This is a genomic window from Kordia sp., assembly GCF_965283645.1.
In the GTDB taxonomy this organism is placed as follows: domain Bacteria; phylum Bacteroidota; class Bacteroidia; order Flavobacteriales; family Flavobacteriaceae; genus Kordia.
This window is the reverse complement of record NZ_CBDIPG010000002.1, coordinates 33,860-55,780: the sequence shown is the minus strand read 5'-3', so window position 1 is coordinate 55,780 and position 21,921 is coordinate 33,860. Positions and strand designations below refer to the sequence as shown.

Here is a 21,921-nt window from a genome sequence, read left to right as displayed (position 1 = left end):
ACCTACAACACATTTTTCTCAAAAATATCATCCAATTCTTGCTGTGGATTATCACACAAACCTGTATGTGTTGGCGAACATAAAATCATCGTGCTTTTGGAAGCGGCTAACCAACGAAATCGATCTGAAACTTCAAACTCGCCAATAGCGCCACCGTGTGGAGCACCTTTACAAATAGATTCCCAAGCTTTTAGATACTTGGTTACTTCTTCAAGCGTGATTTCACATGAAAAAGCTTCCAATTTTTTTGGATTGATATGATATTTAATGTCTAAATACTTCTTTCGTTTCGAGAATACAATCACACCAATATTGAAAAATTCTTCACGTTCTACTTTTGGCATAAAACGTACAATTGCGTATTCAAATGTAACTTTATCTTGCATCTTCCGCTTCTTTTACGAGTGAATCAATCATAGCAAGTTTTGCTGTTAGATATTGCTTGTAAGCAGTTCTCATTTCGTCAGGAGACATATCATCCGATTCGTGTGTTAACCAATCTTCAGGAATTAAATTTATAATTTCTACAATTTTATCTTCTGTAATTACGACAGGAAATTCGTTGGCAACTTCTTTCAATTTAGTTGCTTGTGCTAACAATACATGATTTTTTACTAGTGGAAATGTACGCGTCAAATGATTTTCCCATGTTGCCCAATTGTGATGAAAGTAAAAGCTTGCGCCATTATCAATGACCCACAATTCGTTATTCCAACTTAATAAATTGGTGTTCTTTACAGTTCTATCAATATTACTAATAATACTGTCTAATAATACAATTTTGGAAGCTGTTACCGCGTCAACCGTTGTTACCAAAGGATCAAACGTAATGGCACTTGATAAAAAATGCAAACCAAGATTTAAACCAACACTAAATTTTAGTAAATCTTGAATTTCCTCGTCAGGTTCTGTTTTGCTGAATGAATCGTCTAAATTCATAAACACCAACTCAGGAATTTTCAAGCCTAGAACACGTGCCAATTCGCCACCAATCAATTCCGCAATCAACGCTTTTTTCCCTTGTCCGGCACCTCTAAATTTCAGCACGTACAAAAAGTCGTCATCTGCTTTTACAATAGCAGGAAGCGATCCGCCTTCGCGCAACGGTTTTATATATTGAACCACATGTACGGTTCTGATATCAATGTTTTTCATTGATGCTAAGATAGGGAAAGTTCCGTTTTTGTAGATGTGTACTGAATATTTCTTATGAATGAAAAATTATCATTTATATTTGACGCCTTATGAAGAAAGTTTTTGGATATATATTTTTAGTAATCGGAGTTTTTTTTGGCTTGATTATATTTTTGCAACTCCCAAAAATCATCAAAGATTTTGCGAATGCTTCATCAACGGATACCGCCTATAGTTTTGGGTATGTTATGGGAAAATTGGTTGCAATGTTGATTACTGTTGCAATTATAGTTTTATTAATTTGGTTAGGTAGAAAATGGACTAAGAATACAACAATAGCAAAAGAAACAAAAGAAACAAAAGAGTTACAAGATTCTGGAAAGGATACTAAAAAATAATGAAACCTATTACTTTAGAATAATTATAATCGTATGAATTTCAGTACTTCCGTCAGATTTTTGATATTCTTTTTCAATGATGGAAAAGATGGTAAAATGAAGTGATTTCAATAAGGTTTGAATCGTTTCAAGTTCATGATAATAAAAATATGTACTGTCGCCTGTACTTCCTGTAATAAAGCCAGAATTTTCATAATTTCCAGCAACGAAACTTATATATAAAATTCCATCTGTATTTAAAAGCTGATAACAATCAGACAGAAATGTTGCGCAATCCGTATTGGAAAGATATGGAATGGTAAAACCGCACATAATTCCATCAAACTTTTGATTCATTTTAGCAATAGTTCTACAATCCATCACTTTGCAAACAACTGTCGGATTGTTCTTTTTTGCCAACACAATCATGTTTTCAGCAACATCAGTTGCCATAATTGTACTACTTGGCAATAGTGCGGTAAGATGTTTGGTAATATTTCCAGGGCCGCAACCAATTTCTAATATTGAAGCATCACTTTTTGACAACGATTCACAAAAAAGTACATATGTATCATCATACAAAGCTACATCCATAAAAACATCTTCATAGAGTTTAGCAATCTTATTCCACGTTTTAAATGTTTCTTGATACTTTTCTTTCATTGATATTTAAATACTAAATGTAATCCAATTTACGTTTAAAAAACCAAATAAAAAATATACGGAAAAAGCGTACTTTTCACTTCGTCTGTTTTTGTAAATTGTTGTAAATCTACGAATTAAAAAAAAACAATTATGAAAAAGAAAAGTTTACAAACATTAAAATTGAACAAAAAATCAATCTCGAATTTAAAGACGGTCAAAGGAGGATTAGAAAGTCTTAGATGTTCGTACGCGGAAACGTGCATTTGGTTCGGATGTTATTCGCCGCCACCGCCACCATTACCACATTAAAACACAAGCGAACTTTGGTTCGCTTATTTTATGAAAACTATAGAAGTATTCACAATCCAACAATGAAATGTTAACTTTACGCAGCAAAACGACAAAAGTTGAATAATCTGTTTATTTTTACTTTTCAAAACCAAACATGTGCCAGTAAAACTTCAACAACTACTTTTTTCCTTTTTATTATTTTTAACTACCACCACGAGTGTCATGTCGCAATACATCGTAGCAGGAACTGTCATAGATCAAGCTACAACTATTCCCTTAGCGAATGCTACAATTGAAAATTTTGCTACAAAAACACAAGTAAAAACGAATGCGAAGGGAAAGTTTTCCATCGAAACAACATCAGTCATGGAAACCAGATTGACAGTTTCTTTAGTAGGATATCAATCACAAACGCTTCAAATTACATCAGGAGAAAATAAAATCATAGCATTATATCCAGCCACTAATACGCTAAATGCAGTCATCATTAACGGAATTACCATCAATCAAAAACTACAACAAGCTACAGAATCCGTCGGAATCGTTACAGAAGGTGAAATTAATAGCGAAAACACAGTACAATTAGCACCAATAGTAAACCGAGTTCCTGGTGTGTATATGCAAAGCGGTTCGTTAAATACGAATAGAATTACGATTAGAGGAATTGGTGCTCGAAGTCCGTTTGGAACGGCAAATATTCGTGCGTATTTTGCAGACATTCCATTAACAGACGGAAATGGCGAATCTGCTATTGAAGATTTGGAATTAGCGTCCATCTCACGCATGGAAATTCATAAAGGACCATCATCAAGTAGTTATGGTGTTGGTTTAGGCGGAACGATTTTATTATATCCTGAATTTGCGAAATTTAAAGAAACAAGCGCCAATTTATTTACAACGGTTGGTAGTTTCGGGTTATTCAGAACGGTTGCAAAAGTTTCACATGGAAACGAAAAAGCCAATGTAAACGTAATATATAGCAATACACATTCGGATGGCTATCGCGATAACAATTCCTTAGATAAGGCAACGGCGACAATCACATCAAATTGGTTGGTAGATGAGAAGAATGAACTCACGTTTATAGGAAACTATACAAGTTTAAAAGCATTTATTCCAAGTTCGTTAAATAGAGAAGACTTTGACAACTCGCCAAGAAACGCGGCAACTATTTGGAAAAATGCACGCGGTTTTGAAGATTTCAAAAAAACATTATTTGGAGTCAATTGGAGTCATAATTTTAACGAAATATACACACAAAAAACAAGCGTATTTACAAGTTTCAATAACAATTACGAACCAAGACCTTTCAATATTCTAGAAGAAAAAGCAACAACGTTCGGTATTCGTACACGTTTGCTAGCCGTAAAAAACTTTGAAGAAAGTTCTTTAAAATGGTCTGTTGGTGGCGAATTGTTCTTTGATGATTACAATGCCAAACAATTTGACAATCTGTATCAAGATTTTCCAGATGGTACGGGAAGTGTAGCCGGTGATATATTATCAAATTTAGACGAAAATAGAAACTACTTCAATTTATTTGCGGAAGCTATTTACACACGTAAAAAACTATCTATTAGTGTCGGATTGCATTTAAATCAAACAAAATATACGGTTGAAGATCAAATCAATACTTCCGAAGGTGAGCAAGATTATACATTTGATGCGATTATTTCGCCTAAAGTTGGTGTAAACTATGAAGTTTCTACCAATTTCAATCTCTACGGAAGTGTAGCACATGGTTTTTCTACACCAACAACCGAAGAAACCTTATTGCCAGATGGTATTTTCAATCCAGAAATAAAAGCAGCACGCGGTTGGAATTTCGAAATTGGTTCACGTTTCCATACCACGAATAGAAAATTATCAGGTTCGGTTTCAATCTATACAATGGCTGTGAGTGATTTACTGGTAAACAGAAGAACCGAAACCGATCAGAATATCACGTTAAATGCTGGAAAAACATCACACAAAGGAATAGAAGCATCAGTTCGTTATGAAATCTTAAAAAACAGTAATTTTACAATGAATTCATATGTAAATGCGAGTATCAACGATTTCACTTTTAAAGAATTTATGGAAACAAATGCAAACTTTTCTGGGAATGACTTAACGGGAGTTCCAAAATCTGTTGTAAATTTAGGAATTGATATCGTAAGTAGCAATGGATTTTACGGACGACTCGATTTTCAATCGGTTGGAGAAATGCCCGCAAATGACGAAAACACAATATATAGTGATGCGTTTGAATTGCTAAATGGTAAAATTGGATATGAAAACACAATTGGAAAACAATTCAAATATAACATTTCAATAGGAGCAAACAACATATTTGATACCGCATATGCATCACAATTACAGGTAAATGCATTTGGAAACGACACATCAGCACGTTATTTTTATCCTGGATTGCCGTTTCATATGTATGGCGGAATTGAATTAAATTATAAATTTTAAACTTTTAATATACACACCATGAAATCATCAATAGGTTTATTTGTATTGACTTCTTTATTTTTTATCTCTTGCGGACAAAAGCAAAAGGAAGTTGCAAAAGTAGAAACATCAGAAAGCACACCATTAGTTGCAATTAAAACAACGGAAGAAATTACAGCAGATCAGCAAACGTATATTTCAGAATTGGTTGTAGATGGAATTGATGTTCCTTGGGGAATGACATGGTTGCCCGATGGAAGTATGTTAGTAACCGAACGTGAAGGAACATTGTATCATGTGAAAGATGGAGAAAAAACGGCAATCAAAAATGTGCCAGAAGTCTTTGCGAAAAATCAAGGTGGATTGTTAGATGTAACGTTGCATCCAAAATACAAAGACAATAGCTGGATTTACATTACCTATTCTATCGTAGATGAAAAAAGAAGTGGAAGTCATACAGCATTAATTAGAGCAAAATTACAAGACAACGCGTTGGTTGCTATTGAAAAACTATACCAAGGAAGTCCAAATGTAAAAACGGCACATCATTTTGGTTCGCGAATTGTATTTGATGCCGAAGGATATGTATATTTCACCATTGGCGATCGTGGAAAACGTGATGTAAATCCGCAAGATATTACCAAAGATGGTGGAAAAGTATATCGTTTGCACGATGATGGACGCATCCCAACAGACAATCCTTTTGTAGGTCAGAAAGATGCGAAAGAAGCAATTTTCTCATACGGACACAGAAATCCACAAGGAATGGCAGTAAATCCACGTACGGGACAAATTTGGGTACACGAGCATGGACCACGTGGTGGAGACGAAATTAATCCTGTAACAAAAGCGGTAAACTACGGCTGGCCAGTAATTACCTATGGAATCAATTATAGCGGAACAACAATTACAGATGAAACGGCTCGTGAAGGCATGCAACAACCATTGTATTATTGGGTTCCATCAATCGCGCCAAGCGGAATGGCATTTGTTACTAGTGATGTATATCCAGAGTTAACAGGACATTTAGTCGTTGGTTCGTTAAAATTTCAATACTTAGAATTATTGACGTTAACTAAAGATGATAAAGTGGCAAATCGTGAAAAATTACTAGACGGAATTGGTCGTGTACGTTCGGTTCGTCAAGGTCCAGATGGTTATATCTATGTTGGAATTGATGGAAAAGGAGTGTTTAAAATGGTTAAAAATTCATCTAGAAAGAACGCTCAAACTGCAAGCACTAACAATAAAGAAACGAAAACAGAAACTACAGAAAAGGTTGAAGCTACAGAAACAACACCGAAAGCAAATACAAAATTTGATCAAAAAGCTATGGAAGCAAGTCAGCGACGCGGAAAAATAGTATATACAAACATGTGTTTACAATGTCACATGGCAAATGGAGAAGGTGTTGCCAATACATTTCCACCATTAGCAAAATCGGATTGGTTAAAAGATAAAATTACTGAAAGTATCCAATCTATTAAATATGGATTAAAAGGAGAAATTACCGTGAATGGTAAAAAATACAATGGTGTTATGACGCCTTTAGGCTTAAGCGATAAAGAAATTGCCGATGTGATGAATTATACGTCTAATAATTGGGGCAATAGAAGCAATCAAATGTTTACTGCCGAACAAGTAAGTAAAGTAAAACAAAAATAATTTCAACACTACAAATCGATTATTTTAACATATAAAAAACCTCAAAACATTGATTTTGAGGTTTTTTTGGTTTTCATCTTTTTTACTTACATTTAGCTTCAAAATTAACCACATGAAAAGAAAACCAACTCTCAAAAACTTAATTTACACCTTTTTAGCTTTTGCAATCCTATGTACTGCTTGTAAATCTGACGATGGAACCTCAGAAGCGCCGCCGTCTTTTTCAGCCACACAAAGTAGTTTGTCGTTTTCTGCAGTTATTGCAGGACAAGTATCAGCAAGTCGTCCGCTAACAGTTACGGGCGCACGTTTGACACAATCTGTAAATATTAGTGCTTCACAACAATTTGAAGTATCAAAAGACAACACAACTTTTAGTACTAGTGTAAGTTTATCAACTTCCGAAGCAAATCAATCACAAACAATTTATGTGCGTTTTGCACCAACGACAGCTTCATTAGGAGAAATAACAGGAACATTAACCATGTCTTCTTCTGAATTTGATACAGTTCAAGTAAGTTTAACAGGAAACTCGTTAGAAATTCCAAGAGAAATTCAAATTATTGGAACGGTAAACAGTTTTGGTGATGTAAATGTTGGAACGATATCTTCAGCACAAACGGTTCAAGTAAAAGGATTGGATTTAGAAAATAATGTCACTGCAACGGTTACAGGTTTGTTTGAAATCTCAACAGACAATATTACTTTTTCAAATTCTACAACGTATGATTACACAGCAATCAACACAATTGCAGAAAATTTATACGTACGTTTCATTCCGGGCACAACAGATTTAGGAGCACAAACAGGAACTATTACCTTAACTGCCACAGGTGTTTCCGATAAAGTAATTAGCTTGTCAGGAACAGGAACTGCGGTGCGACATAATTATCAAACATTTGATAGTCAGCGAATTGCTTTCGGTGGCGGATTCAATCAAACAGTAACAAATACATACGCATTACACAACGATTTATCTAATATTGAGCAAATACTTATGTATGTTCAATTGCGTTGTCCAACTGGCGGTTGTAACGCTTGGGATGTGTATGCAAACATCAAAGTAAAAGATACAGATTCGGGAGATTTCTACGAAATTGGACGCTATATCACACCTTATGGAGTAGATAACTCACAACTAACTAGAGGTTTTGAAATTGACGTAACAGATTTTAAATCGTTATTAGAAGGAAATACAGAATTATACGCACGTATTGAAACTTGGGGATCTGACGGATGGGAATTATCTGTCGATTTTGATTATGTTGAAGGAACGCCAGATTATCAATATTACGCAATTGCTGATGTAATTTCGTTTGACGATTGGTCAACTTCTGGTGTACCATACGGAACTACAATTGATCCAACAACGTGGGATTTGACAAAAACAGTTTCAATTCCAGCAAATGCTGAAGCAACACAATTACGAACAATTATTTCAGGTTGGGGACATGCAACACCTGTAGATAGTGATAACAGACCGTGTGCAGAATGGTGTTTTAGAACACATGATGTAAAAATTAACGGCGCAAACATGTTTCAACACAACATGGCACCAATGGGTTGTAATTCTAATCCTGTACAACCACAATCTGGAAATTGGACGCCTGACAGAGCTGGTTGGTGTCCAGGAATGGCAGTGCCAGTTCGTAAAGATACGTTCAGTACAAGCATGAGCGGAAGTACATTTACATTTGAATATGATTATGAAGATTGGACTTCAGATGGAGGCACAACTTCTGGTCAAACTGGCGCATACTATGCAACATCAACATTTGTTGTTGTAAAAAGTAGCACACCAATTACAAAACCAACGGTTTCGAACTAAGTTTCGTTATAAAACATAAATTCAATAAAATAATACACCAAAATGCTTATTTTGGTGTATTATTTGTTTTATACCATCACATGAAATACATTTTTTTCTTACTAACCTGTTTTATAGCAGTTACTGGATTTTCACAACAGACTGAATTTGTAGATTTTACAAAAGCAACAGTTGATATTGTACTTAGACCTGAATTGAAAGAGATTGGTGTTGATGTTCAGTATGAATTTGAAATTCTGAACGATACAGATTCTATTTATTTTGATTTGCAATCACTTGATACCTACAAAGTATATCAGCAAAGTTTTGAAGGAAACAATCTATACAGAGATAAAAAAATCATTCTAAAAAGTAATTTTAAAAAAGGAGAAAAACATACTGTCGGATTGGCAACATTTACACATCCAAAAAAAGCAATGTACTTTATTGATTGGAATGAAATTGGTGGTCGAAAGCAAGTATGGACACAAGGTCAAGGAAAATATACAAGTAGTTGGCTGCCTAGTTTTGATGATGTAAACGAAAAAGTAGAATTCGACTTTAGCATTACGTTTGATAATCGGTATGAAGTAATTGCCAATGGAAAACTGCTCAAAAAAGAATCGCCAAATGATTCGTTGACAAAGTGGTATTTTGATATGAAAAAGCCCATGAGTAGTTACTTAGCGGCAATTGCAATTGGAAAGTACAAAAAGAAAACCATCACTTCTAAAAGTGGTGTTCCAATTGAATTATATTATTATCCAGAAGATGAATTAAAGTTTGAACCTACCTATCGTTATACCAAACGTATTTTTGATTTCCTAGAAGAAGAAATTGGTGTGGCTTATCCGTGGCAAAATTATAAGCAAGTTCCTGTAAAAGACTTTTTATATGCAGGAATGGAAAACACGGGAACAACTATATTTTCAGATAGTTTTTTAATAGATAGTACAAGTTTTGTTGACAAAAATTATGTCAATGTAAACGCACACGAATTGGCGCATCAATGGTTTGGAGACTTGGTTACAGCAAAAAGCGGTAAACATCATTGGTTACAAGAAGGATTTGCTACGTATTATGCGTTGTTGGCAGAAAAAGAAATCTTTGGAGACGATTATTTTTATTGGAAATTATATGAATCTGCTTTACAATTACAAGCATTAAATGATGGAAAAGGAGAATCGTTATTAAATCCGAAAGCAAGCAGTCTTACATTTTACCAAAAAGGAGCATGGACTTTACACGCATTACGAACAAACGTTGGTGATGAGGTTTTTAAAAAAGCGGTACAACGCTATTTAACTATGTATAAATTTAAAAGTGCAGAAACGAACGATTTTATCAAAATAGTTGAAGAAGAAAGTGGAAAAAATTTAGATAAATTTGTAAAAACGTGGTTAGAAAATCCGCAATTACCAAATGAATTTTTTGATCCGACAACAATGTTGATAGGAACTGAAATTCCTGAAAATATGTTTTATTATTTGGGTGGAGGAATTGGAGAAATATTCTTAGCCGCTTCGATGAAAAGTTCAGAAATAAAGAAAACATACGACTTTTCAACAGCGACGTTGGCATTAAATTTATTTTCAGATAAAACATTGAAAGAAGTTGATCCTATTTCTGAAGGATATATCATTGATTTATTAAAAAACCTAAAAGTAAACACACTTGAAGAACGTCTAAAAATCTACAGAGAAGCGTTAAAAACGAACAATATAAAGATTCGACAAACGATAGCTAAAGCCGCACGACAAGTGCCAGAAGTATTTAAAACGGATTATGAAAGTTTATTAAACGACGATTCGTATATCACAAAAGAAATTGCCTTATTTACACTATGGAAAAGCTTTCCAGAAAGTCGCAAAAACTATTTAGATCAAACTAAATTTGTGAAAGGTGCAAACGATAAAAGTTTTAGAATCTTATGGCTTACGTTAGCAATTGTAACCAAAGATTATAGCGGACACAAAACGCCTTATTATTATGATGAATTGGTAGCCTATACTGATGGAAGAAATCATTTTGAAGTTCGTCAGAATGCATTCAGATTTCTCAATGAATTACAATCGTTTAAAGATAAAAATTTGGCAGATTTGGTCAATGGTGCTATGCATCACAATTGGCGATTTGCAAAGTATTGTAGAGATTTATTAGACAGTATTATCAAAAATCCTGCGTATGCAGAAAATCTAACTCGTACAAAAGCATTACTCACACAGGCTGAGAACGCTTTTTTAGAAAAAAGAATGCAACAATAAACTACGTGTTAACACGTATCTTTTTAAAAATCATAGTATAATTTTTTCATCGAATCTTATAATTATGTATTTTTAAAAGAAAAAGTCACATTATGATTAAGAAAATTACATATATAGCCATCCTTTTGCTATTTACGCAACTCTCTTTCGCACAATTAAAATACATTCAAATTGAAATAGTAGATCAATCACCAGCACTTGGAAGCTTTATTGGTGCGCCAACATATTACTACAATATGCCACTTGGCGAAACAAATTATTCTAACGATGCAGGATTAAATGCAATCTTAATAGGAAATAACGTAATAGCTTATGACAAAATTGAATCTTTACCAAGTGTAAGCCCTAACGGCTTTGCGCATTGGACATTGGTCGTTTGTGATAATTGTGATAACAACCAATTAGCATCAGATTTAAATGCATATTCTTCAGTTATTAGAAATGCGTATCCTTTGGATGATAGATATGCCTACAACCATCTATTTTTAAAGATAGCTGATATTAATGTAGGAACTGTAACAGGAACGAGCAATGGAATTGTTACGACTAATGACTCTGGACTCAACACAATATTTACAACACACAATGTATATTTTTACACACAATATTTGCCATCATCAATGCAAAATTCGTTGTTGAGAGCTTACATTGCAATGTGTGATTGTGATGCAAATTTACTAAAAGCGGATTTAGACGCATACTCAGCTGTTATAGAAGCTGGAACGACTGAATTGATGTATTTAGAATCACAATTATTAAGTACGCAAGAAGTAGTGTTTTCAGATGTAAATCTATATCCGAATCCAGTTAAAAATACATTGCATATCAGTAAAACCAATGAAATCAAATCCTTAGAAATATATGCTATTCAAGGAAAATTAATTCGAACGCAGAAAAGTCAATTTGAAACCATTGATATGAGCAAGTTACAAAGCGGATTGTACTTTGTAAAATTGACCGACAACGCAAACAGAAGTAATACGTTTAAAGTGGTAAAAAACTAATTGTACGTTTACGTATGTAAAAAATCAGCAACTTCCTTTTTAATATATGACAAAGCAGTATCGCTTGGCGCTTGTTGTTCCATCATTTCTGTTAAAATAACTTCACGCAGTTTATTTGCAGAAGTAACTTTTCCGTTCAAACTAGCTTTTCTAATTAACTGTATTGTTGAATTTTTAGAAGCAATAATAATATTCCAACATTGATCACTCATATAAATTTGCTGTGATAAATTATGATCAAACTCTTGTTCAATGCTCATAATTAGCAAACGTTCGTAATCATTTTTATCGGTAGAAGTAGGAGAGACGCGTACTAATAATTTTGATGGTGTAATGCGTTCTAAAAACAAAGAAAGTCGCTCGTACGCTTGTAAACGTAATGGTAACGCTTCTTTTTGAGCATCTTTGTGTAATAAATAACGTCTTCTTTTATCTTCATTAATCATGTGATCTCTAAAGAAAAAATAAGCAATTCCTCCAGTAATAATTGCAGGAATAGAGTACATCAACAAATCAAAAATTTTGTCTTCCATAAATAATAGCAGTTTTAGCAAACATAATACGTTTTTACTAACTAGGCAAATAAATAGTTATTGTATGAAAGTGCTATTTTAATAAATGAAACACGTGTTTCTTTCAATGACGCATACGTGTAAAGGAACTTGGTTTTATATTAGAGGTGTATTTGTTAATTCATAAAATCCTCTCTAATGAAAGTAAAACTACATTGCATGTATGCATTTTTATGCGTACTATTTTTCAGTGCTGTAGCAGCACAAAACATTAACATTCCCAACTATAATTTTGCAACCGATTTAAACGGTTGGTCAATAGCTGGGAATAACATTAGCATGTCCAATTCTAATTCATCGTATACAAGCGGTGTATTGGCTATTGAAAATTCCAGTTTTAACGAAGAAACTTTTGTGATCACATCGCCGAGTTTTCCTTTATTTGCAAGTGACAACTATGTATTTTTTACAGAATATGGTCATTATTTCTTTGATGCAATGATGGGCGCGTTTCAAGTGAGTCAATTATCAAGTGTCGTGTTAAAAAATTCGTCAGGAACTATTGTACAATCATTCAATTTGAATTGTACAATGAATGGAGGCGGACCAGGCGCAATGGACTTCTGTGAAAGTTCTCCTTTTCTTATAGATACTACAGATACTTATTATTTAGAATTAACGGGATCTGTAGGTAATTTGGATGATAATAATTTTGATGAAACCTATCAATTTGGAACGATCAATTTATACAAAGACAATTCGCCACACAGTGTCCAAGGAAAAGTTACCTATGATGAAAATGCAGATAATTGTGCAACATCAACGTATACGCCAGCTAACATTCTCGTAAAAAGTACCGCTTCTACAAGTGGAAATGTATATTATTCAAACACAAATACGTTAGGAAATTATGGTTTTACCTTTGATGAATCTGGAACTGTTACTACGGAAATTGCGAATGCATCAATTACGTCCACACCTGCAAACTATTCAAATACATTTTCATCTCCACAAACTATTGGCAGTCAAAACTTTTGTATTACTTCTACTATTGTTGGTACTGACGTTTCGGTAATTATTGTTCCGACAACTGATGCACGACCTGGTTTCAATAGTGCTTATAGCATTGTATACACAAATAACGGCGGAACTACGGCAAGTGGCGCTATTGAGTTTGTGTATGATGCTAGTTTGGTGAATCATTTGTCATCTTCTCCAACAGAAAACAGTTTTACAGCAAATACATTAAGCTGGAATTATTCAAATTTAGCACCTTTTGAAACAAGAGTCATCAATGTGTTTTTTAATATAAATACGCCGCCAACGGTGAACAATGGTGATATTTTACCTTTTCAGGCAAACATAACGCCAATAGCAGAAACAAATACGGCAAATAACACATTCGATTTGCAACAAGTCACGATTGGTTCATACGATCCTAATGATGCAACAATTTTACAAGGTCCGTTGTTGAATTACACACAAGCATACGAAGATTTGTATTTTAGAATTCGTTTTCAGAATACGGGAACAGCATCTGCAATTAATATCAATGTAAACACAGTTTTAGATGCTGATTTAGATTGGTCAACATTTACGCCAATATATGCTTCTCATGCATATGTGACAAACCTAAGTGGCGATAAAGTAAACTTTCAGTTTGATAATATAAATTTAGCCGATAGTACTTCTGATGAGCCAAATAGTCATGGTTTTATCGTATTCAAGGCACGAACAGTTCCAACTTTTACCGTTGGTGATGTTGTAGAATGCCAAGCTGCTATCTATTTTGATTATAATTTACCAATCATCACAAATACGGCGACAACTCAAATAGATGGAACTCTTTCTTTAGAAAACACGTCTGATAACGAAGCTAGTTTTACAATGTATCCGAATCCTGTAAAAGATCAGTTTGAAGTTTCAATCAAAGAGACAGCTACATTTACAATTACAAATATAAACGGACAAGAACTTCAAAAAGGGACGTTGCAAATAGGAAACAATATGCTTACTATGGCAAACGCTTCAAGCGGAATTTACTTTCTAAAAGTTGTTTCTATCAATGGTTTTTCGACTAAAAAAATAATCAAGCAATAACTTGAAAATAGATCAATATATGTGTAAAGTACGTTATTCTTCCTTTGAATGAGAATCATACATTCCAAATTCTATTAAATAGAAAATGAAACCATTACATTTGTAACAACGCATTAACTATATTCTATTGAATCCTAAAAAACTCCATATCACACTACTATTACTGCTGTTATGGAGTTTTTCTTTTGCGCAACAATACACCAATTACACTACCAAAGATGGTTTGCCTAGCAATCATGTGTACACCATTTTACAAGATGCGCAAGGTTTTATGTGGTTTTTGACAGATAAAGGAATGGTAAAATATGATGGTAATAATTTTACAATTTTTACCACAAAAAATGGCTTGTCCAACAACGATGTTTGGGAAGCTTTTACAACGCCAGACGGAAAAATATGGTATTTATCCAAAGCTTCTTCACTTGGATATATAAAAAATGATAGCGTCGTTTCTTTTCCGAATGCAACAAAAGGAGAAATCATAAATCCTACATTTTCATTTCAGTTAGGAAACGAAATTTATCCTATGGGAACTAATAAATTGTATCAACTGAAAAATGATACATGGAACATAATTTATTCCGTGGATGATTTTAAAGATGCTAAAGATGCCAACAAATTTGATTATACTAAAATTCTTCATGAAAATGTAAATTATTTAAGGGTTCACAACAAGAGTGGAAAATTTAGTATTCACGATCAAAATCATAAAAAAATAGGAGAAAATTATGCAAAAGAAATTTTACATAATCATACTATGAGAGGTCAAATTTCGGATAGTTTATATTTTTGGGTTTCGAATAAAATGTATTCGATATTAAATTTGAATACGCTAAAATTTAGCAAGTACAATTTTAAGGATGAGATTGGAATTGAAGTAGTTAACCATTCAAGAATCAATCTAGTCGGTGATCAATTGCAAATTACGGGTGCTGGTTTTGTAGGTTTTTTAGATGCTGATCTTCACATCAAAAATCCGTTCTATTTTCCACCAAATTTAAACGCTCATTTTGGTTTTATAGACAATCTCAATACGGTTTGGCTTTCAACCTTTAACAAAGGAGTTTATAAATTACCCTATCTGCAACAGCATATAAAATATCTATTCAATGAAGATAAAATTCAAAGTTTTAATGTTTTAAATGGCGATTTATACGCAAATATTTTCAACAAAGGAATTTATAAATACGATCCGCAAACAAAAGAATTTAATGCTTTTATTGCTGTCGAAGAATATATTTTTAGTGCGAGTGAAGTAAAAGAGCTTGACAAAAATTATTTTTCAACAAAAACAAAAATTTTCATTGCAGCTCACAATCAACTCACAACGATAGATTTTAATGAAGGGCAAAAACAATCAAGCTTACTTAACAGTTTGGCGCGAAGATTTATATTCTTTGAAGATTATTTATATGGCAATTTTTCTTTCGGAATAAACAAAATGAATACCAATGATTTATCTATTGAAAAAGAATACCTTCAAAAAGGGACTACGGATTTGCTAGCTTTTAAAAATCGTTTATTAATCGCCACTACAAACGGTTTGAAAGAACTGAAAAATGATTCCATTCGTTCCGTATATTTCAAAAATGACACACTGAACAGATCAATACTAAGCTTAAAAAAACTATCGAATACATCACTTTTAATAAATACAGACGGATTTGGTTCTTATATTACTGATTTAGAAATTATTAAACCACTAAAAGGCTCGGAATTTTTAATTGTACAAGATGCTTTTATAAAAAATACATCGTTATGGTTGGCAACAAATACAGGTGTTTTACATTTTTTGAAAGAAGATGAAACCTATAACTTACACAGAACTTACAATCAGAATGATGGTTTGCCAAATAACAATATCAATTCGGTATATGTAAATGAAACTGATCTAATTGTTGCTACCAATAACGGATTGGCGATGCTGCCAAAACAGCAGAAAAAACAAAGTCTTTTATTAGATGTTTTTATAAAAAAAGCGACGTACAATTCAGCAACAATTACAACCGAAACTAATAATTTTGAATATGTAAATAACAATACATTAAGTGTTGAGGTTTCACGCATTGATTTCTCTGAAGATCAACACACAAGTTACACATATCAATTAGAACCGATACAAAAAACATGGAGTACTTCCGCTACGAATGTGCTTAATTTTAACGACTTACAGCCAAATACATATACTTTAAAAATAATTTCAAACAACATTGAAAAGCAAATTAGTTTTACCATTATACCTTTGTGGTGGCAAACATTGTGGGCAAAAATTGGTGGAATATGTTTACTATTAATTACAATTATATTTGCGGTTTGGCGCGTTAGTAAAAAAACACAAGAAAAGAAAAATGAAAAGTTAGTACAAGAAAAATTACTTTCTGAAATTCAACTCAAAGCATTGCGTTCACAGATGAATCCGCATTTTGTATTCAACTCGTTGGCGGCGATTCAATATTACATTAATAACAATGAAATAAAGGCTTCAGAAACGTATTTGGTGAAATTTTCAAAGCTTATCAGGCAGTTTTTTGAACTTTCAAAAGAAACCGAAATAAATTTAGCACAAGAAATTCAGCTCATCAAAAACTATTTGGATATTGAAAAACTGCGTTTCAAGGAAAAATTTGAATATCAACTTCATATTGATGAATTGTTGGATATAAAGAAACACAAAATACCAACAATGTTGTTGCAACCAATTGTTGAAAATGCTGTAAATCACGGAATTTTTAATAAAATGGATACTGGAAAAATTACCATTAATTTTAAATTTATTGATGAAAAAAACTATCGAATTGAAATCATTGACGATGGAGTAGGCGTTGTAAACACACAAAACAAAGCAAACAAAAAAGTGAAATCTTCCAATGTGTTGGATGATCGCCTGAAATATTTAAACCAATCTGAAAACTGGAAAATTACATACAAAACGGAAGAAGTATCTCCAGAATTAACAGATAAAGGAAACAAATCAACTTTTATAATTACGCAATTATAAGCCATGAAAACACTTACTGCCATACTTATTGATGACGAAATATCCAATTTAAAAGGATTAGCGCAAAAACTTGGAAAACTTTTCTCAGGTATTGAAATCACCGCTACATTTCAAAAACCAGAAGATGCTGTAAAAGCATTGAAAAATAAGCAACCCGATTTGGTTTTCTTAGACATTGAAATGCCTAGAATCAACGGTTTTGAATTGTTAGCGAAGTTAAAAGAAATACAATTTCAGGTCATATTTGTCACGGCGTATAGCGAATATGCGATTGAAGCATTCAAGCAAAACGCTATTGATTATGTTCTAAAACCAATTGATGATGAAGATTTAATTATCGCCGTAAACAAAGCAATTACGGTAATTCAGACGAAAAACGATTTAGAAAATAACTCAAAACTCGTTAATTTACTCACGAATACCATTTCCAATAATAATAAAATAATAGTGCCAACGGCAAAAGGCTTGTCGTTTATTCCAGAGGAAGAAGTGATGCATTTAGAAGGATTTAGCGGATACACCAAAATTCATCTCATTGATAAGACTGTGATGACGAGTTCGTACAATTTGGGGAAATTTGAAAAATTATTAAATCCAAAATTCTTCAAATGTCACAAATCGCACATTGTAAATCTTGAAAAAGTACGCCATTTTGAAAACGAAGGTTATTTAGTATTGGAAACAGAAGAACGCGTTCCGATTTCCAAAGCTAACAAAAAAGCCTTCTTGGAACTTTTTCAATAAATTGGTTGAATGACTTTGATTTTTGGTGGGATTCTTATAGTTTTAAGGATATATACATCGTATGCCTTATAATCGGGTTTGGTTATAGGAGAAATAACAGGAATTCTTGTTATATGTGCGTTGTGCAACATTTAAAAAACTGCTGAATTTTAGAATTCATAACCTATGGAACCAATTATATTTAAAGCTACTGACAGAGTTTCTAAACATTACAAAAAGCGAGTGGAACAAATTCTATCGCGCTTTGATGATATTAGAGAATTAATTGAACATCAAGCATCTAAAGGAACTAGAGTAGAGAAAGAAATAAGACAGCTTCTAATTGAATTTCTTCCTGAAATGTATCAATATAGTTCAGGTATAGTAATAGATAATTCTGGCAGTGAATGTGACAGAAGTAAACAAGAAGACATCTTAATTATTGATAAGCTGTTTAATCCAAAACTTTTCATTGATGAAGAACCTTCAATTTATCCAGTTGATGTAATTTATTGTGGGATTGAAGTAAAAACTTCAATAGATGAAAAAGAATTAAAAACAGCGGTAAAAAATATTGAATCACTAAAAAAATTAAAGTTTATAGAAGATAGTGTTTCGTATCATAAAAGTAATTCTATTGTATCCAGTAATACTAGCTCACCTATTGGTATAATTTTCGCTTTTGACACAACGTTTAAGAGCAGTAAAACATTATTAAAACACTATAATGATGCAATAGCAGATGTAGCGCCAGAACATAGACCAAATTTATTATGTGTCATTAATAGAGGAATAATCGGAATTTCTAAAAACAATAAACCTATGATAGAAGTATTTGGGCTTATTGGACAAGATGAAAGTGGAAATACTGGCGAAATGACTACAAAATCTAGTGATTTATATTATCAATCTGGAGGATATAATTATCCGAAAATGTTAATTGGAAAGGATTATTTTATCATTGACCCTTCAAGAACTATGCTCGGTTTCCTTCAATATCTAGTTGATTTGTTATTAAATAAAGTAATTGTTTCAAAGACAAACATTCTAAACCATTTCATTCCAGATGAAATGAATAAAAGAATTGGGATTGAAATGAAATAACGTGGTACAATACCGTGTATAATTAATTGCTTGATTATCGCCTACTTGGAAATTCCGGAGGAATTTCCTCTGGTTCGTCCAATTTAGCTAACTTAGTTTTTGCCAACGCAACTGAACCATACATGTCCACGTTAACATCTATCAACACAATGAAGAAATATATAATTATCATTGCTCTAGTATTCATTGGGTTTGCATTGCTAGTTTTCAACAGAATCAATATAGATTCTTATAATCTTTATTCTGAGTTAATGGATTTTCAATTAATAGGATTAATGATTTCATTGATTTTATTAATATTGACTTTTCTCCCTAAGCTACGAACTCCCAAGTTTTTTAAATACTTATTCATTTTTATGGCTTTACTAATAGCATCAGAGTTAATTATGTCCTATAAATCATTTCAAGAAATTGACAGAAAAAATTTTATAAAAAGCTATAATGATAAAGATTGTGATGAATTATTGGAGCGATTAGAGTTTGATAAGACACAAAATAAATTCGCTTACTTTGCTTATGGACTAGCTGTAAACTCTGAAGGAATTAAAAAAGATTTTAAGAAAGAATATAATGTTGATGTCGTCGCTATTGGAAAAGGTTGTTTCGGAAGCGGAGAGAATCATTGTTATAATACAGCATTAATAGACTTTCTAGATTCAAAAAATAAACGCCATTCTCAATAAGAAGTTCCACAAAACAAAATTCATCAATTTAAAATTCCCGTTCTTTACTTTTTAAATCACACAGAAAGCAATACACATACATGAAGCCAGTTACCGTATCAATATTAAAAAAAGAATTAAAAGAACACACGCATCAAGAACTCATTGACATCTGTTTGAAACTGGCAAAGTTCAAAAAAGAAAACAAAGAATTACTTACCTATGTACTTTTTGATTCGAGAGATGAAGACGAATACATTCGTGAAATAAAAGCTGAAATCGATGTTGAATTTTCAAAGTTAAATCATGATAGTTTGTATTATGTCAAAAAAAGTACGCGTAAAATTTTACGATTACTCAAAAAGTACATTCGTTACTCTAAAAAGAAAGAAACCGAAGCAGAAATTCTATTGTATTTTTGTGGCAAATTAAAAGAATTAAAGCCATCACACAAAAGAAGTCTACAAATGATGAACATTTATGATCGACAATTAGCAATGGCTAAAAAAGCCATTAGTACGCTTCATGAAGACTTGCAATACGATTTCAACTTAGAGTTAGAAGAATTGGGAGAAAATTGAATCTTCTCAACAATCCAACAATCCAACAATCCAACAATCCAACAATCTAGCTTTGACTTGTAGCTTTTCCTCCTAAATACATACAATCTTTCAAGGTTTGCATATCTTTAAAAGGAACAATTGTCTTTTCATACATATATGTCGATTTCAATTCCTTCGACAAATTGTGGTCATCAACATTAACCTCTATATCTTCCATAGTAAACTGACACGGATGTTCGTGACCAGCCGCATGTGTAACTTCGATAAATTCTTTTCTAAACGTTTTAAAATATTGTGCCAATCGAGCAGATTTCAGCGTAGGATCAATCCCGTTTTGCAACCATTTACTCTGTGTAGCAATTCCTGTAGGACATCTATTTGTATGACACACTTTTGCCTGAATACATCCAATACTCATCATGGCTTCACGTGCTACATTGATACAATCAACGCCCATAGCAAACGCCATTGCAGCTTTGGCAGGAAATCCTAATTTTCCACTTCCGATAAATACGATGCGTTCTGAAAGTCCTTTATCTTGAAACAATCGGTACAAATCTGCAAATCCGTAAACCCAAGGCAATGAAACATGATCTGCAAAACTTGGCGGCGCGGCTCCAGTTCCACCTTCACCACCGTCAACTGTAATAAAATCAGGACCTTTTCCTGTAGTTTTCATGATGTCTGCTAATTCTTCCCATTGATCCAATTTACCAATAGCGGCTTTAATTCCAACAGGTAATCCTGTGGCTTCTGCAATTTTTTCAATGAACTCGATCAACTCAGGAACGTTCGAAAATGCTTTGTGATTTGGTGGCGATAATACATCTTTTCCAACTTCCACACCACGAATTTCTGCAATTTCTTTTGAAATTTTTTCGCCAGGCAATACTCCACCTTTTCCAGGTTTTGCACCTTGCGATAATTTTACTTCAATGGCACGTATAAACGGATTATCTTCCACCAATTTGATCATTTTTTCCATAGAAAAGCCACCATCTTCTGCACGAACACCAAAATATCCTGTTCCAAAGTGAAATACGACATCACCACCATTACGGTGATACGGAGACAATCCGCCTTCACCAGTGTTGTGATATGCGTCTGCCATTTTTACACCTTTATTCATTGATTCTACTGCTTTCGCAGATAATGAACCAAAACTCATAGCAGAAATATTTATAACAGATGCAGGACGATAAGGACGCTTTCTTTTGTTAAATTCTCCCATGATTTTTGCACATGGTAAAAACGTTTTGTCAATCGAATTTGGATGATTTTCTCCAACTTGATACGGCATCATGGCATTGTTAATGAATATATGTTGATGCGCATAAATATCCCTATCGGTTCCAAAACCTTCGTAATTGTTTTGTTTTTTCGCGGAAGCATAAATCCAGCCACGTTCAATACGATTAAAAGGCAATTCTTCACGATTATTTGCTACAAAATATTGGCGAATTTCGGGTCCGATACTTTCAAACATATATCGAATATGTCCAATAACAGGATAATTGTGAATAATGATGTGTTTTTTCTGTATAATGTCTCTGATAGCAATCACGACAAGTACGATAAGAATCCACATCCACCATGTGATATTCCCTAAAAAGTTTAAAATTGTATCCATAAAAAT

At 33.1% G+C, this 21,921-nt stretch carries 18 protein-coding genes; 13 read left to right on the top strand and 5 right to left on the bottom strand.

Annotated elements, in window-relative coordinates:
- Positions 1 to 2 precede the first annotated feature (2 nt).
- Together ACQ654_RS24855 and ACQ654_RS24850 are read right to left on the bottom strand one after the other, a co-directional pair.
- Positions 3 to 386, bottom strand: coding sequence for a DUF3037 domain-containing protein (locus tag ACQ654_RS24855; RefSeq protein WP_430413105.1), 384 nt, complete (start codon positions 384 to 386; stop codon positions 3 to 5).
- On the bottom strand, positions 376 to 1,155 hold the full coding sequence (locus ACQ654_RS24850; protein ID WP_430413104.1) for a HipA family kinase: 780 nt from the start codon (positions 1,153 to 1,155) through the stop codon (positions 376 to 378). The genes ACQ654_RS24855 and ACQ654_RS24850 overlap by 11 nt, the downstream gene beginning before the upstream one ends.
- A gap of 89 nt (positions 1,156 to 1,244) precedes the next feature.
- Between ACQ654_RS24850 and ACQ654_RS24845 the strand changes: the two genes are divergently transcribed.
- On the top strand, positions 1,245 to 1,532 hold the full coding sequence (locus tag ACQ654_RS24845) for a hypothetical protein (protein WP_430413103.1): 288 nt from the start codon (positions 1,245 to 1,247) through the stop codon (positions 1,530 to 1,532).
- A 9-nt stretch (positions 1,533 to 1,541) separates the two neighbouring features.
- On the opposite strand, the gene ACQ654_RS24840 is transcribed toward ACQ654_RS24845, so the two are convergent.
- Positions 1,542 to 2,174, bottom strand: a complete 633-nt coding sequence (locus tag ACQ654_RS24840) for a class I SAM-dependent DNA methyltransferase (RefSeq protein WP_430413102.1) — start codon at positions 2,172 to 2,174, stop codon at positions 1,542 to 1,544.
- A gap of 132 nt (positions 2,175 to 2,306) precedes the next feature.
- On the opposite strand from ACQ654_RS24840, the gene ACQ654_RS24835 reads away from it, so the two are divergent.
- The 6 genes from ACQ654_RS24835 (at position 2,307) to ACQ654_RS24810 (ending at position 11,623) form a co-directional block, all read left to right on the top strand.
- Entirely contained in the window at positions 2,307 to 2,465 is a 159-nt protein-coding gene (locus ACQ654_RS24835) for a hypothetical protein (protein WP_430413101.1), read from the top strand.
- Positions 2,466 to 2,669: 204 nt separating this feature from the next.
- Positions 2,670 to 4,904, top strand: a complete 2,235-nt coding sequence (locus ACQ654_RS24830; RefSeq protein ID WP_430413100.1) for a TonB-dependent receptor domain-containing protein — start codon at positions 2,670 to 2,672, stop codon at positions 4,902 to 4,904.
- An 18-nt stretch (positions 4,905 to 4,922) separates the two neighbouring features.
- Entirely contained in the window at positions 4,923 to 6,548 is a 1,626-nt protein-coding gene (locus tag ACQ654_RS24825; protein ID WP_430413099.1) for a PQQ-dependent sugar dehydrogenase, read from the top strand.
- A gap of 112 nt (positions 6,549 to 6,660) precedes the next feature.
- Entirely contained in the window at positions 6,661 to 8,376 is a 1,716-nt protein-coding gene (locus tag ACQ654_RS24820) for a peptide-N-glycosidase F-related protein (protein WP_430413098.1), read from the top strand.
- An 80-nt stretch (positions 8,377 to 8,456) separates the two neighbouring features.
- Complete coding sequence (locus ACQ654_RS24815) at positions 8,457 to 10,619, top strand: M1 family metallopeptidase (RefSeq protein ID WP_430413096.1); 2,163 nt, start codon at positions 8,457 to 8,459, stop codon at positions 10,617 to 10,619.
- Positions 10,620 to 10,711: 92 nt separating this feature from the next.
- Positions 10,712 to 11,623: a T9SS type A sorting domain-containing protein gene (locus ACQ654_RS24810; protein ID WP_430413095.1), complete on the top strand. Its 912-nt coding sequence runs from the start codon at positions 10,712 to 10,714 to the stop codon at positions 11,621 to 11,623.
- Between the two features lie 8 nt (positions 11,624 to 11,631).
- On the opposite strand, the gene ACQ654_RS24805 is transcribed toward ACQ654_RS24810, so the two are convergent.
- Positions 11,632 to 12,156 carry a hypothetical protein gene (locus ACQ654_RS24805; RefSeq protein WP_430413094.1) on the bottom strand — a complete coding sequence of 175 codons (525 nt, stop codon included), beginning with the start codon at positions 12,154 to 12,156 and terminating at the stop codon, positions 11,632 to 11,634.
- 177 nt (positions 12,157 to 12,333) lie between these two features.
- On the opposite strand from ACQ654_RS24805, the gene ACQ654_RS24800 reads away from it, so the two are divergent.
- The 6 genes from ACQ654_RS24800 (at position 12,334) to ACQ654_RS24775 (ending at position 20,303) form a co-directional block, all read left to right on the top strand.
- Entirely contained in the window at positions 12,334 to 14,235 is a 1,902-nt protein-coding gene (locus ACQ654_RS24800; protein ID WP_430413093.1) for a T9SS type A sorting domain-containing protein, read from the top strand.
- A 127-nt stretch (positions 14,236 to 14,362) separates the two neighbouring features.
- On the top strand, positions 14,363 to 17,233 hold the full coding sequence (locus tag ACQ654_RS24795; RefSeq protein ID WP_430413092.1) for a histidine kinase: 2,871 nt from the start codon (positions 14,363 to 14,365) through the stop codon (positions 17,231 to 17,233).
- A gap of 3 nt (positions 17,234 to 17,236) precedes the next feature.
- Positions 17,237 to 17,977: a LytR/AlgR family response regulator transcription factor gene (locus tag ACQ654_RS24790; protein ID WP_430413091.1), complete on the top strand. Its 741-nt coding sequence runs from the start codon at positions 17,237 to 17,239 to the stop codon at positions 17,975 to 17,977.
- 165 nt (positions 17,978 to 18,142) lie between these two features.
- Complete coding sequence (locus ACQ654_RS24785) at positions 18,143 to 19,060, top strand: DUF6602 domain-containing protein (RefSeq protein WP_430413090.1); 918 nt, start codon at positions 18,143 to 18,145, stop codon at positions 19,058 to 19,060.
- A gap of 356 nt (positions 19,061 to 19,416) precedes the next feature.
- Entirely contained in the window at positions 19,417 to 19,743 is a 327-nt protein-coding gene (locus tag ACQ654_RS24780) for a hypothetical protein (RefSeq protein WP_430413089.1), read from the top strand.
- An 80-nt stretch (positions 19,744 to 19,823) separates the two neighbouring features.
- The gene (locus ACQ654_RS24775; RefSeq protein WP_430413088.1) at positions 19,824 to 20,303 is read left to right on the top strand and encodes a hypothetical protein; all 480 of its coding nucleotides are present in this window, start codon (positions 19,824 to 19,826) and stop codon (positions 20,301 to 20,303) included.
- Between the two features lie 46 nt (positions 20,304 to 20,349).
- On the opposite strand, the gene ACQ654_RS24770 is transcribed toward ACQ654_RS24775, so the two are convergent.
- Positions 20,350 to 21,915 (bottom strand): FMN-binding glutamate synthase family protein, encoded by a 1,566-nt coding sequence (locus ACQ654_RS24770; RefSeq protein WP_430413087.1) that lies wholly within the window; start codon positions 21,913 to 21,915, stop codon positions 20,350 to 20,352.
- Positions 21,916 to 21,921 lie beyond the last annotated feature (6 nt).

What these genes read in the sequence shown, in the direction of transcription:
- ACQ654_RS24855 (WP_430413105.1), bottom strand. Translation starts at nt 386, where the DNA reads ATGCAAGATAAAGTTACATTTGAATACGCAATTGTACGTTTTATGCCA.
- ACQ654_RS24850 (WP_430413104.1), bottom strand. Translation starts at nt 1,155, where the DNA reads ATGAAAAACATTGATATCAGAACCGTACATGTGGTTCAATATATAAAA.
- ACQ654_RS24845 (WP_430413103.1), top strand. Translation starts at nt 1,245, where the DNA reads ATGAAGAAAGTTTTTGGATATATATTTTTAGTAATCGGAGTTTTTTTT.
- ACQ654_RS24840 (WP_430413102.1), bottom strand. Translation starts at nt 2,174, where the DNA reads ATGAAAGAAAAGTATCAAGAAACATTTAAAACGTGGAATAAGATTGCT.
- ACQ654_RS24835 (WP_430413101.1), top strand. Translation starts at nt 2,307, where the DNA reads ATGAAAAAGAAAAGTTTACAAACATTAAAATTGAACAAAAAATCAATC.
- ACQ654_RS24830 (WP_430413100.1), top strand. Translation starts at nt 2,670, where the DNA reads ATGTCGCAATACATCGTAGCAGGAACTGTCATAGATCAAGCTACAACT.
- ACQ654_RS24825 (WP_430413099.1), top strand. Translation starts at nt 4,923, where the DNA reads ATGAAATCATCAATAGGTTTATTTGTATTGACTTCTTTATTTTTTATC.
- ACQ654_RS24820 (WP_430413098.1), top strand. Translation starts at nt 6,661, where the DNA reads ATGAAAAGAAAACCAACTCTCAAAAACTTAATTTACACCTTTTTAGCT.
- ACQ654_RS24815 (WP_430413096.1), top strand. Translation starts at nt 8,457, where the DNA reads ATGAAATACATTTTTTTCTTACTAACCTGTTTTATAGCAGTTACTGGA.
- ACQ654_RS24810 (WP_430413095.1), top strand. Translation starts at nt 10,712, where the DNA reads ATGATTAAGAAAATTACATATATAGCCATCCTTTTGCTATTTACGCAA.
- ACQ654_RS24805 (WP_430413094.1), bottom strand. Translation starts at nt 12,156, where the DNA reads ATGGAAGACAAAATTTTTGATTTGTTGATGTACTCTATTCCTGCAATT.
- ACQ654_RS24800 (WP_430413093.1), top strand. Translation starts at nt 12,334, where the DNA reads ATGAAAGTAAAACTACATTGCATGTATGCATTTTTATGCGTACTATTT.
- ACQ654_RS24790 (WP_430413091.1), top strand. Translation starts at nt 17,237, where the DNA reads ATGAAAACACTTACTGCCATACTTATTGATGACGAAATATCCAATTTA.
- ACQ654_RS24785 (WP_430413090.1), top strand. Translation starts at nt 18,143, where the DNA reads ATGGAACCAATTATATTTAAAGCTACTGACAGAGTTTCTAAACATTAC.
- ACQ654_RS24780 (WP_430413089.1), top strand. Translation starts at nt 19,417, where the DNA reads ATGGCTTTACTAATAGCATCAGAGTTAATTATGTCCTATAAATCATTT.
- ACQ654_RS24775 (WP_430413088.1), top strand. Translation starts at nt 19,824, where the DNA reads ATGAAGCCAGTTACCGTATCAATATTAAAAAAAGAATTAAAAGAACAC.
- ACQ654_RS24770 (WP_430413087.1), bottom strand. Translation starts at nt 21,915, where the DNA reads ATGGATACAATTTTAAACTTTTTAGGGAATATCACATGGTGGATGTGG.